Here is an 11,799-nt window from a genome sequence, read left to right as displayed (position 1 = left end):
CTCGCGCACCTTGCCTTTGTTGTGGCTGGCGATCACCAGTTTGCCGCCATCAAAATGCCGGGCCATCGGGTTTATTTCCCCAGTGCTTTTGACTGTGCCGCCTTGATCTCGTCACAGCCAATGCGCGCCAGCCGCAACAGGCGCAGAAACTCTTCTTCGGAAAACGGTTCTTCTTCCGCTGTGCCCTGAATTTCAACGATGCCGCCCTTGCCGGTCAACACGAAGTTGGCGTCGGTCTCGGCTGCGCTGTCTTCGTCATAGTCAAGGTCCAGCACCGGTTGGGTTTTATAGATACCGCACGATATGGCGGCAATGCTGTCGGTGAAGGGAAGCTCGGTGATGTAGCCTTCCGCTATCATCCAGTCAAAACACTGGTGCAACGCCACGTAGGCCCCTGAGATAGACGCCGTGCGCGTGCCGCCGTCGGCTTGAATGACGTCACAGTCGATACGGATCTGCTTTTCACCAAGCTTGGTAAGGTCAACAACCGCGCGCATGGCACGACCAATGAGGCGCTGGATTTCCTGCGTGCGGCCGGACTGTTTGCCCTTGGCGGCCTCGCGCGGCATGCGGCCATGGGTGGACCGTGGCAGCATGCCATATTCCGCCGTGACCCACCCTTTGCCGGTGTTCCTGAGCCATGGCGGCGTCTGGTCCTCAAAGGTGGCGGTCACCAGCACATGGGTATGGCCAAATTTCACCATGCAGCTGCCTTCGGCGTGTTTGGCAAAGCCGGGAATGATCTCGATGGTACGCATTTCGTCGCTGGCACGGCCGCTCGGTCGCATGGGTAATCCTTTTGTCTGTTCGCTCTTGGTTTTGCCCCTTCTACCCTTTGCAGCGGATGAGGTCAAAGCTGCGTTTCATGCTTGCACAGACCTCTGCACACAGAATGTCCGGGGTTTGGCTCATATCGGGGTTTTTGGGTCACAGATGCTGCACAGATGCTGCACAGGTTACTGCACATGTCATAGCATACACTTCTGGCCCGCCTTGAATGCACAGCGATTGACGGACGGTACCCGCGTACCTACATTCTAGGCCATAGATGTAAGGGTAAACCCATGTCGCTTGCTGACCTGAACGAACGGTCCAGAACAATTTTCCGCCAGATTGTCGAGACTTATCTCGAAACCGGCGACCCCGTTGGCTCGCGCACAATCAGCCGCACCGCGGGCTTGGGCGTTTCGCCGGCCACCATCCGAAACGTGATGGCTGACCTTGAGGAAGCCGGGCTTCTGGCCGCGCCCCATACGTCGGCGGGGCGTATTCCGACCGATATCGGCCTCAGGTTTTTTGTCGACGGGCTGATGGAAGTAGGCAACCTCACGAAATCAGAACGCGAAGCCATTCGCGGCAAGTGCGCCACCACGGGCCGCGCGGTTGAGGATGTTTTGTCTGAGGCGACGCGGGCGCTGTCGGGCTTGTCGCGCTGCGCATCGGTGGTGATGGTGCCGCGTCACGAGGTCACGGTGCGTCATATAGAATTTGTCCCCATCGCACCGGGCCGCGCGCTTGTGGTGCTGGTGTCCGAGGACGGCAGTGTAGAGAACCGCATTATCGACGTGCCGCCGGGTCTGCCCGCCTCTGCGCTTATTCAGGCGGGCAATTATATGAACACCCGCCTTGCCGGCCGCACCATCGAAGAGGTTGGCGATGCTGTCCGGACTGAGCTTGCCGCCCGGCAGGCCGAGCTTGACGCCTTGACCTCAAAGGTGGTGGAAGACGGCCTCGCGGTCTGGACCGGCGGTGACAGCCCGGCGTCGCTCATTGTCTCAGGGCAATCCAACCTGCTGGAAAGCGTACAGGCGGCCGAAGACCTGGAGCGAATTCGCCAGCTTTTTGATGAGCTTGAGCGCAAAAAAGACTTGATCAAGCTGATGGAACTGGCCAAAGACGGGCGCGGTGTGCGCCTGTTTATCGGGGCGGAGAACAATTTATTTTCGCTTTCGGGTTCTTCTCTCGTGGTTTCTCCCTATATGAATGGCGCGAACAAAATTGTCGGGGTGATCGGAGTGATCGGACCGACAAGGCTGAATTACGCCCGCATCGTGCCGATGGTTGATTATACCGCGCGCATTGTGGGCCGTCTGCTATAAGGCGTAACAAGAATTATTATTGGGTAACGGACATCATCATGAGCCAGGACAACAAGACGAACGAACAGGCAGAAGAGCAAGCAACCGACGTGGCAGAGGAGTTTACCGCCGAGGAGTTTGCCACTGAAGAACTGACGGGTGGTGACGACGAGGTTGCTGCGCTGAAGGCCGAGCTTGCCGACTTGCGCGACCGGCTTCTGCGCGCGGTAGCCGAGACAGAAAACGTGCGCCGCCGGGCAGAAAAAGACAAAGCGGATGCCAGCGCTTATGGCGTGACAAATTTTGCCCGCGATATGTTGAATATCTCCGATAACCTGCGCCGCGCGCTGGACGGCATGCCGGAAGAAGTGGCCGACGACCTCAAGAGCTTTATCGACGGTGTGGAAATGACAGAGCGTGAGCTTCTGAACATTTTCGAACGCCACGGCATCAAGAAGGTCAATCCGGAAGTGGGCGAAAAGTTCGACCATAAATTCCATCAGGCCATGTTTGAAGTGCCGACAACCGATCATGCGCCAGGCAGCGTGATGCAGGTAGTGGCCCCCGGTTATGTCATTAAGGACCGCTTGCTGCGTCCCGCGATGGTGGGGGTTGCCAAAGGTGAGCTGCAGAAAGTGGACACGGAAGTTTAAACCCTTCCAAGGTCAGAAAATCAGAAAGCCCGGCCCCCAGGTCGGGCTTTTTTGTTGCGCTTGAGCAAAGGATTGACCACTGTCTGTGTTAAACGCGTTGGGACGACGCCGGAGAGATGGGCAGGATGAAAAAAAATGTGCTGGCTGCGTTGGCAGCCTTTGGAGCCATGATTGGTGAAGCTGGTGCAGTATATGCCGATGTGGACTTCATTGCTTTTGGTGACATGCCCTATAATGCCGCACAGGTCGGTCAGATGAAGGCCCTCGCGCTTGACCCGGTGCTTGATGGGGCGTCCTTCATGATCTTTTATGGTGATACCAAATCCGGCGGGGCGCGCTGCACCGCGGGCGAGCTTGCCGACAATAAAAAGCTGATCGAGGCCACCGCCAATGTGCCGCTTTTTTTCACGCCTGGCGACAATGACTGGACCGACTGTGACCGCTTGGGCGACGATGAACTCAAGATCCTTGATACCGTCCTGATGCCGCTGTATTTTCGCCCTGAAGCCCGGCCGGAAAACGACCCGCGCGCCAAAGCGGAATGGCAGGTCATCCGTCAGGGCGGACAGCTTGAAAACGCGCGCTGGCGTGAGGGCGGGGTAACCTTTGCCACCTTTCATATTGTTGCCACGGGCAATGGCCGCGATGAAATCAAAGTGGGCGACAAGGCGATGAATTATGCCCGCGTTGATGCGCGCGACGCCGCCAACCTTACCTGGCTCGCTGAGACATTTGGCGCAGCAGAGGATGCGGATGCCCTTGTGCTCACCATGCATGCCGACCCCACAAAAACCAAGGACGGCTTGCCGGTTTGCGACGCAAAGGTGCGCAGCAAATGTGACCCCTATAAACCGTTTCTTGATGCGCTCGCTGAAAAAGCCGCTGCGTTTGGAAAGCCTGTGTTGGTGATCCACGGTGACACCAATCCTTATTGTGTTCAGGGCGGCTATCTCGGCGTACATAACATGCAGCGCCTGAACGGAACCGGCGACTATGAACCCGGTGTAACCCGCGTGCGCTATGCAGACGGCGCCTTTTCCTTTGAGGCGGTCGGTCGAAAGGGTGGCCCGCAATCTTCCTGTCCGGCAAAGGGCGAATAGGCTTTCTCTCCCGGTTTGATAAGTAAGCAAGACTTTTAGTAAAGTATACTTGACATTATCCTCGTAAGCCATTATGTAAAGCGTCATTGACATAATGTCGCGTAAACAAGACAGGGTGACAGCGATGAAACAAGCTACGAAAACCTACTACAAGAACTTCTTCCTCTCGATGGCGCTTTATATGGCAACTGTGCTGGCGACGGTTTACTACCTGAGAAACAATGAGGTCGCCATGTGGCTTCAGGTTGTTCTCGTGCTGTTACCGGTCGTGCCCGCCCTGATGGCGCTGAAGGCCGAGCTCACCTACTACCGCTCGCTCGATGAACTGCAACGCCAACAGGCGATGGAGGCGGTACTTATCGCGTTCCTTATTGTTGCCTTCGGGACCTTCACCTATGGCTTTCTTGAAGGTATCGGTTTTCCCAGGCTCGATACAATATTCATTTTGCCTCTCATGACGTTTGCATGGGGCTTTGGCCGGGCGATCACTGCGAGGAAATACAAATGAAAAACCGATTGAAGGTCCTCAGGGCCGAGCGGGACTGGTCTCAGGCGACGCTCGCGGAACAGCTTGATGTCTCCCGCCAGACCATCAACGCGATCGAGACGGGAAAATATGACCCAAGCCTGCCGCTCGCCTTCAAGTTTGCCAGCCTGTTTGGCTGTACGATTGAAGAAATTTTTCAGCCGGACGAAACCTGAATAAACCCGGGTAACGACAGCGAAAAAAGTGAAAAACAAAAGAAAAGGCCGCCGTCGCCCGGCGGCCTTGAATGTTTCACGTGAAGCGTAGCCCTAGGCGACAGCTTTACCCTTGATGGCCTTGTCAACAAGGGCGATGGTTTCCTTGATGCCATAAAGCGCGATGAAACCCCCCATGCGCGGGCCCTGGCTTTGGCCCAGCAGCACCTCGTAACAGGCGCCGAACCAGTCACGAAGGTTATCAAACTGCGCGTCTTTGCCAGCGGAATAGACCTCGGTCATGATCACCTCTGCGTCGGTTTCATTCGGATCAAGGTCTTCAAGGCGGCGCTTCAGGCTTTCAAATGCTGCGCGTTCCTGCGGGCCTGCCAGCCGGTAGGATTTGTTGGGTTTGACAAAATCCTCGTAGTAGCGGATTGCATAGCCCATCAGTTTGTCGAGTGCCGGGTATGTTTCCGCCGTTGCACCTTCAGCATAACGGCCGACAAACCCCCATAAGGTTTCGCGGTCTTCTGCATTGGCGGCTGAGGCGAGGTTGAGCAGCAGCGCGAAAGAAACCGGCAGTTCGGCCTCGGGCACGTTACCGCCATGAATATGCCACGCCGGGTTCTTGTACTGGTCCAGCGGTTCCTGCGTGTGGAACTTCTCCACGAAGGTGTGATATTCGTCCACGGCCTTGGGGATGACATCAAAATACAGCCGTTTGGCTTTTTTGGGTGACTGGAACATGTAAAGGGACAGGCTCTCGGGGCTTGCATAGGCCAGCCATTCGTCGATCGTCAGGCCATTGCCTTTGGATTTGGAGATTTTCTGCCCGTTCTGGTCCAGAAACAGCTCATAGTTAAAACCTTCGGGCGGCTGGCCACCGAGGATGCGGCGGATGATGGATGAAAGCTTCACGCTTTCGATCAGGTCGGAGCCTGCCATCTCATAATCGACATCCAGCGCGTCCCAGCGCATGGCCCAGTCAACCTTCCACTGGCATTTCACCTTGCCGCCGGTCACCAGCGTTTCGGTCCGTTTGCCTGAGACATCTTCAAAGGAAATCAGGCCAGCTTCCGGGTCTTCGATGCGCACCGGCACCTGCAATACCTCGCCCGTCTCAAGGCTGAGCGGCAGGAAGGGCGAATAGGTCTGGCGGCGTTCTTCGCCCAGCGTTGGCAGGATCACATTGATGATCTTGTCATAGCGCTGGCAGATTTTCACCAATGTTTCGTCAAAGCGGCCGGATTTGTAGCAATCCGTCGCGGAATAAAACTCATAATTGAAGCCGAACTGGTCAAGGAAGGCCTGCAGCCGAGCATTGTTGTGCGCACCAAAGCTGGCGTGTGTGCCAAAAGGGTCCGGCACGGCGGTCAGCGGTTTGCCAATGGCTTTTGCCAGCAATTCCTGATTGGGCACGTTTGACGGCACTTTCCTCAGGCCATCCATATCGTCCGAAAAACAGATCAGCTTGGTCGGAATGTCGGAGATTTCGCGGAACGCGCGCATCACCATGGTGGTGCGGGAAACCTCGCCAAAGGTGCCGATGTGCGGCAGGCCTGAAGGCCCATAGCCGGTTTCAAACAGCACATAACCCTTCTCTGGCGCGCCTGACTTGTACCGTTTGACCAGCTTCTCTGCTTCCTGGAAAGGCCAAGCTTTGCTGGAAAGGGCTAGATCAATATTACCGGTCATCGTCGGTCACCTTAAGATTGGAGTTGAAAAACGCGCGGAAGCTAGGCTCTGCGCGCGGTTCCGTCAAGATATACTGCTTTTGCCTTTAAGCAACATATTCACCTGTTTTTTGTGAAACACTGGCGATATGCTCCCGCCCCATGGAAGATCTTGTTGTCAGTGCTGAGGCCCAGAGTACCGACCTTGACCGCCTGCCTGTTGCGGTGGTGGGGGTCAGGCATGTGCAGTTTTTGACCGAAGACGGCGCTTTTGAAGAGCTCGGGCTGTCTGAGGCGGCGGAGCGTATCAGCAAGGCCCCGCACCTCTTGGTCAACCGGGTGATCGCGGCGCGGCGCCTGCGCCTTGGCGATATTCGCGCGTTTGATGCGCTTGAGCTCTACGCCTTTGTGCGCCCGGCGCGTTTCTGCCTGCCCACGGTTCAGGGGCTGAGGGACGCACTGCATATCGATATGGCGCTGGAGTCGGATGAGGACCGCTGCCTGTGTGTGCGCGAAATCGCCAAGCGACTGATCGCCGACATGGAAGCGCAGACTTATGGCTACCGGGCGGGGGGCGCCAAGGTTGCGATGATGATGGCTCGCGCGGGATGGCCGTGGGGGCCGCTTGCACTCAGGGCTATCGAGACCTACGCTGACCATAGCCGGGAGGATGGCCTCGCCGTGTGGTCCGCGCTTGCGGAATGGGAAGACGGCGGCCCGCCGCCGCCCGCAGGCGATGACGCGGTTGATGCCGATGAGGCAAAAAGTCGTCTAAGCAGACTTTTAGGCGAGGGGGCGGAAAGCCGCGAGGGGCAGGTGCGTTTTGCCGGTGCTGCCACCCACGCCTTTCGTCCGCGCGAGTTTGAGGAAGGTCCTAACCTCCAACTGCTCGAGGCGGGTACGGGCACCGGTAAAACGCTGGGCTATATTGCGCCTGCCAGCGTGTGGGCCGAAAAAAATGACGGCGCGGTCTGGCTTTCCACCTATACCAAAAACCTGCAGCGCCAGCTTGATCAGGAATTGTCGAAATTATACCCGGACCCGCGCATCAAGGCGAAACGTGCGGTGATCCGCAAGGGGCGGGAGAATTATGCCTGCCTGCTCAATATTGAAGAAACGTTGCGCGCGGTGATGATGCGCGCGCAAGCAGGACCGGGCGGCGAGCGCGACAGGCTGCTCATTGGCCTTGTGGTGCGCTGGGCGCGTTTCACCCGTGACGGTGATATGATCGGTGGCGATTTCCCCAACTGGCTGGGTGGTCATTTTGGTGTCGGCCGCATTGCCGGCCTTACGGACCGGCGCGGGGAATGCCTCTATTCCGCCTGCGCGCATTTCCGCAAGTGTTTCATCGAGAAGACTGTCCGCAAGGCCAAACATGCCGAGCTTGTGGTCGCCAACCACGCGCTGGTGGTGGCGCAGGCAGCCACCCGCGCCGGTGACCCGGAGTTGCCGAAGCGTCTGGTATTTGACGAAGGGCATCACGTGTTTGAGGCCGCCGACAGCGCCTTTTCGGTTCATCTTTCGGGTCTTGAGGGTGCAGAGCTCAGGCGCTGGCTCCGGGGCAAGGAGTCGGGTGGCTCGACACGCGCGCGTGGTCTCAAATCCCGCATTGAGGAGTTGGTCAGCGACGATATGGACGCCAAACGCCTGCTTGATGACGTGCTTGAAGCTGCGCGCATCCTGCCCGGCGACAACTGGCTTGGCCGGGTAACCGGGGCAGCGGCTATGACGCGCTATGAAAGCTTTCTCATGCTGGTTCGCGCACAGGTGCTGGCGCGGTCTGACGCGCGCGGGCCGCATTCGCTGGAGGCGACAACAAACGACCCCATTGATGGCCTGACCGAGGCAGCCCATGCGCTTGCAGAGGCACTAAAGGGCCTTGCGCTGCCGATGCAGGCGCTGGCAAATGCGCTCCTCAGGCGGCTGGATGAAGATGCTGATGTGCTGGACAGCGGTGCGCGCGGGCGGCTCGAAACCAGCGCGCGTTCGGTCAAGCAGCGTGCCGACATGGTGGCCACATGGGCCGCAATGGCGGAAGGTTTTGGTGGCCCGCTGGATGACAGTTTTATTGAGTGGCTGGAGGTGGACCGCATCCAGGGGCGCGACCGCGACATGGCGCTCTGCCGTCATTTTGTCGACCCCACCAAACCCTTTGCCGACGTGGTGCTTGAGCATGCCCACGGCGTGATCATCACATCGGCAACCTTGCGTGACAAAGCAGCCGAGGAAGGCGACTGGTCGTCGGCTGATATGCGTACCGGGGCGCAGCACCTCATTATCCCGCCCAAACGGCTGTCGGTGCCGTCGCCCTTTGATTACGCAGCCAACACCAAAGTGCTGATTGTGGGCGACGTGAACAAACATGATGCCGTGCAGGTGGCGGCAGCGTATCGGTCGCTCTTTCTGGCGTCGGGTGGCGGGGCGTTGGGGCTTTTCACCGCCATCAGCCGTCTGCGTGCCACTTATGAGCATATTGTGGGCCCGCTCGAAGACATGGATATCCCGCTTTATGCCCAGCATGTTGATCCGGTGGACACCGCCACGCTTGTGGATATTTTCCGCCATGAGGCCCATGCCTGCCTGCTTGGCACCGATGCAGTCAGGGACGGCGTGGATGTGCCGGGCGAAAGCCTGCGGCTGATTGTCTTCGACCGGGTACCATGGCCAAGGCCCACCCTTTTGCACCGCGCGCGACGCGCTGCTTTTGGCGGGCGGCACTATGACGAGATGCTCACCCGGCTGAAGCTCGCACAAGCTTATGGCAGGCTGGTGCGCCGTGCCGACGACAAGGGACTTTTTGTCATGCTGGACGGCCAGACACCGACCCGCCTGCTGGACGCCATGCCCGAGGGCGTGGAGGTGGCGCGGGTTGGGTTGGCGGAAGCGGTGAAAACAGTATGTGAGTTTTTCCCGCCAGAGGCTTGATCAAAAGGCTTGATCAGGCCGGCACAAGAAACCCGCTGCCCATCAGCCTTTGTACCAGCGCGATCCGGATATCATCGCCCACGTCGCCCGGGATATCAGCCACGCGAAACTCTGCGGTGTCCTTGATAAAGCGCAGGCAACCCTCCACGCTCAGGTGCACCAGAAGCTGTTCACCCGGATGGCGGAAATCGAGTATGTCAGAGGTTACACTCAGCCGGGCGATGGAAAGCGGATTGTGTTTTACCTTGCTCTCACGGGTTATAACGGTTTCGGACTGCGCCTTGGGCAGTTTTGGCAGGTCCAGTACCATGCGGGCGTGGCGAAGAAGAAGCGCATCGCGAATAAACTCAGCCGATTTGCTGCGCTTTTGCAACGCATCAATGCCTGCCCATATCTGGCGTGAAACAGTACCGTCATCCACGCCGGTCGCGAGGCTATCGGCGCGCATGCCGAGGTTCGCGCGCAGTGGCCGGTCCAGCTCCGACAGATGATCAAGTGCTGCGTTGATCGCTTCACGCACAGTGACCGGTACAAACCCGATTGCCAGATGAATGGATTCGCTCGTAGATTTGACCGTGTGTGGTGTGCCGCGCGGTACATATAGCAGATCACCCGGCGTTACGTTATAGGTCTGGTAAGACCCCAGTTCCGGATCGGTTTCACCAAGGCTTTTCCATTTATTGGGCAGCGTTGGTTCGTTCTCGGAAATATACCATGTTTTGGTGCCGACAAGCTGGATGACAATGACATCAATCTCGTCATGGTGCACCGGGGCTTCTGCTTCTGCCTCGCTCCAGAAAATGACCGTGCCTGCCGGGTTGCCAAAGACACATTCCAGTGCACGGGTAAACTGGTCAAGCTCCGGAGACAGGTTGATAACGTCCGGGATGCGGATGGTATAGTCGCGGGCGTGATATTCGCCGATTAGCCTGGCAAAGGCGTCTGCGCTGTCAACAGCATGCGGCTGTGGCGGCATCACTTTTGCTTCGCGAATGTGACAGGTCAGGTTAGCTGCGTATTTGTCAAAGTCACGCAGGATAACTTTTTTAGGGTCATCACCCACTATGGTAGCCCGCGCCCTGGACGCTGTGCCTGTCAGGGCGAGCGGTTTGCGGCTGACATAGTCGTCAAAAAACTGGTCATAGCTGAGGGGCGCCAACATCCGCGTGAGGATATTCTGTGCTTCTTCCAGTATCATGAAGGGGCCCTCAAGTTTATAGCTGTCGCGGTTTTGGCACTGCTGTGCCATAACGGGGACAATAGCCGAAGCCTGCTGCGTGTTGCAAGCTGTACGGCCTTGTCCATACGCTACATTTTTTGTGCAAAGCGCTTGAGGCAGAACGCGTTTCGCCCTAACGTGTGGGCCGAGTTACGAGAGGAAAAAACATGTCCACAATCAGCCCTGAAACCGCGCTTATCTACACGCTTGTCACTGTGTCGGCGTCTGATGACGAAATGACCGATACCGAGCTTAACCGCATGACCGGAATTGTTGGCTATCTGCCTGCGTTCCGCAATTATAATGTGGAAAAACTGCGTTCTGATACCAACAGCTGTATCGAATTGTTGCAAAGCGAAGAAGGCCTTGATGCCGTGATGGGCCTTGTGGAAGAGGCTATCCCCGAAAGTCACAGCGACCTTGTTTATGCGCTGGCGTGTGAAGTGGCAGCGTCGGACGGTAACCTTACACAGGAAGAGCTCAGGCTGCTTGAGATGATCCGCCACGTTTTGGATATTGACCGGCTGACAGCAGCGGCGATTGAACGCGGTGCCGCCGCGCGGCAGAAAACATTCGGCTAAGACCAAATGTCAGCAAAAGCATAGGCGGGGCGCCATAGGGCGCTCCCTTGATTGTTCAGCTTTTGTAGTTTTCGATGGGTACCAGCGGATAGCCCTCAAAATCTCGCCAGTCGGCGATGTCGCGAAAAGCGGCTGTTTCCATAACCCGTTCACGAACGCCTTTTTTGTCATTGGCCTCCAGCATGGGTATAAGCTGAGCCAACCGCTCTTTCATGATTTTTTCCGCTGCATCGGCCGGTGGCAATGCCAGCACAATTGCCAATTGCGTTAACGCTTCGCTCCGCTCCTTGTTGTCTCCGCGGGCGAGAAAACGCACATATTCAAACCGTGTGCCGATTGAAGTGGAATCAAGCTCTATGGCGCGCGTGAAATATTGCTCTGCCTGATCTCGGCTGCCGCCAAGTGCCAGCCTTGCCAGAAAGCCCGCATTACTGACAGCTGAATGCCAGCCGCCGAGTGCAGCCAGGACCAGAGGGTCCCCGGGGTGATGTTCAAGGCAATGCTCAAGCCGCTCACGAGACGCCTTGATATAGGACGCTTTTTTGAGCCGCTTGCCTTCATAGCCAAGAGCCAGCGAATAGCTCACGCTTGCGACGATATTGTGCGGGTCAATCTCGAGGGCCGCTTCACAGTCCTGTAGTGCGCGGTGCAGGGAGAGAACGACATCTTTTCCCGTAGCGCGAAATCCGCCGATGACCAAACCGCTTCGGCAGGCAAGGGCCAGGCCGTCAGCCGTTTTGGCAGCGGCACCTTCCTCACGAGCGCGGGAAAAATCGCCCGCGACGAAAGCTGCCCATCCCGGTGTGTGATCCGGCTGCCAGCTATTCAAGACAAGCATCAGGGAAACGATCGCTGTTTTCATAAGCTCCTTGGTATCCTGTTCAGG

At 57.5% G+C, this 11,799-nt stretch carries 11 protein-coding genes; 7 read left to right on the top strand and 4 right to left on the bottom strand.

The window, feature by feature from the left end; genetic code table 11:
• Window positions 1-71 precede the first annotated feature (71 nt).
• Window positions 72-788, bottom strand: coding sequence for a ribonuclease PH (rph, locus tag ACN0VM_RS01695; RefSeq protein ID WP_417449099.1), 717 nt, complete (start codon window positions 786-788; stop codon window positions 72-74).
• Window positions 789-1,064: 276 nt separating this feature from the next.
• On the opposite strand from rph, the gene hrcA reads away from it, so the two are divergent.
• The 5 genes from hrcA (at window position 1,065) to ACN0VM_RS01670 (ending at window position 4,533) form a co-directional block, all read left to right on the top strand.
• Window positions 1,065-2,099, top strand: a complete 1,035-nt coding sequence (hrcA, locus tag ACN0VM_RS01690; protein WP_417449098.1) for a heat-inducible transcriptional repressor HrcA — start codon at window positions 1,065-1,067, stop codon at window positions 2,097-2,099.
• Between the two features lie 38 nt (window positions 2,100-2,137).
• On the top strand, window positions 2,138-2,731 hold the full coding sequence (gene grpE, locus ACN0VM_RS01685; protein ID WP_417449097.1) for a nucleotide exchange factor GrpE: 594 nt from the start codon (window positions 2,138-2,140) through the stop codon (window positions 2,729-2,731).
• 125 nt (window positions 2,732-2,856) lie between these two features.
• Complete coding sequence (locus ACN0VM_RS01680) at window positions 2,857-3,831, top strand: hypothetical protein (protein ID WP_417449096.1); 975 nt, start codon at window positions 2,857-2,859, stop codon at window positions 3,829-3,831.
• 124 nt (window positions 3,832-3,955) lie between these two features.
• Entirely contained in the window at window positions 3,956-4,339 is a 384-nt protein-coding gene (locus ACN0VM_RS01675) for a hypothetical protein (RefSeq protein WP_417449095.1), read from the top strand.
• The gene (locus ACN0VM_RS01670) at window positions 4,336-4,533 is read left to right on the top strand and encodes a helix-turn-helix transcriptional regulator (protein ID WP_417449094.1); all 198 of its coding nucleotides are present in this window, start codon (window positions 4,336-4,338) and stop codon (window positions 4,531-4,533) included. Before ACN0VM_RS01675 ends, ACN0VM_RS01670 begins: the two co-directional genes overlap by 4 nt.
• A 93-nt stretch (window positions 4,534-4,626) precedes the next feature.
• On the opposite strand, the gene ACN0VM_RS01665 is transcribed toward ACN0VM_RS01670, so the two are convergent.
• Window positions 4,627-6,210, bottom strand: coding sequence for a lysine--tRNA ligase (locus ACN0VM_RS01665; RefSeq protein WP_417449093.1), 1,584 nt, complete (start codon window positions 6,208-6,210; stop codon window positions 4,627-4,629).
• Between the two features lie 140 nt (window positions 6,211-6,350).
• On the opposite strand from ACN0VM_RS01665, the gene ACN0VM_RS01660 reads away from it, so the two are divergent.
• The gene (locus ACN0VM_RS01660) at window positions 6,351-9,113 is read left to right on the top strand and encodes an ATP-dependent DNA helicase (RefSeq protein ID WP_417449092.1); all 2,763 of its coding nucleotides are present in this window, start codon (window positions 6,351-6,353) and stop codon (window positions 9,111-9,113) included.
• 13 nt (window positions 9,114-9,126) lie between these two features.
• Here ACN0VM_RS01660 and ACN0VM_RS01655 read toward each other — a convergent pair whose 3' ends face one another.
• On the bottom strand, window positions 9,127-10,311 hold the full coding sequence (locus tag ACN0VM_RS01655) for a JmjC domain-containing protein (protein WP_417449091.1): 1,185 nt from the start codon (window positions 10,309-10,311) through the stop codon (window positions 9,127-9,129).
• A 188-nt stretch (window positions 10,312-10,499) separates the two neighbouring features.
• Between ACN0VM_RS01655 and ACN0VM_RS01650 the strand changes: the two genes are divergently transcribed.
• Window positions 10,500-10,913, top strand: coding sequence for a tellurite resistance TerB family protein (locus ACN0VM_RS01650; RefSeq protein ID WP_417449090.1), 414 nt, complete (start codon window positions 10,500-10,502; stop codon window positions 10,911-10,913).
• A 55-nt stretch (window positions 10,914-10,968) separates the two neighbouring features.
• On the opposite strand, the gene ACN0VM_RS01645 is transcribed toward ACN0VM_RS01650, so the two are convergent.
• Complete coding sequence (locus tag ACN0VM_RS01645; RefSeq protein WP_417449089.1) at window positions 10,969-11,775, bottom strand: tetratricopeptide repeat protein; 807 nt, start codon at window positions 11,773-11,775, stop codon at window positions 10,969-10,971.
• Between the last annotated feature and the right edge of the window lie 24 nt (window positions 11,776-11,799).

It is taken from the genome of Kordiimonas sp. (assembly GCF_048260245.1).
In the GTDB taxonomy this organism is placed as follows: Bacteria; Pseudomonadota; Alphaproteobacteria; order Sphingomonadales; family Kordiimonadaceae; genus Kordiimonas.
The sequence above is the reverse complement of the archived record's forward strand: the minus strand, read 5'-3'. Positions and strand labels throughout refer to the sequence as shown.